General features: G+C 58.0%; 1 protein-coding gene. It reads left to right on the forward strand.

Annotated features, from left to right (window positions below; translation table 11 throughout):
• The coding region (locus tag SB724_RS21540) for a DotU family type IV/VI secretion system protein (RefSeq protein WP_410573079.1) at positions 1–243 on the forward strand (243 nt) is incomplete at both ends.

The raw sequence follows: 243 nt of genomic DNA on the forward strand, positions 1-243 counted from the left end.
GGGAAGCGCAACCGCTGCAGGTGGAGCAGTTCGGCGAGCACGATGCCGGCAAGCATGTCTTCGACAGACTATCGGAACGGATGCGCGAAGCACCGCCCAACATCGAACTGCTCGAATGCTATGCGACGGTGCTCGGACTCGGATTCAAAGGGCGCTATGCGCGTGAAGGCGAGTTGCAGCGCACGCTGATCCACCTTTTCTTGGAACGCAATCTTATGAACATCATCGGACTCGATACGCTGG

Source organism: Bacillus sp. SIMBA_031 (assembly GCF_046535225.1).
In the GTDB taxonomy this organism is placed as follows: domain Bacteria; phylum Bacillota; class Bacilli; order Bacillales; family Bacillaceae; genus Bacillus; species Bacillus velezensis.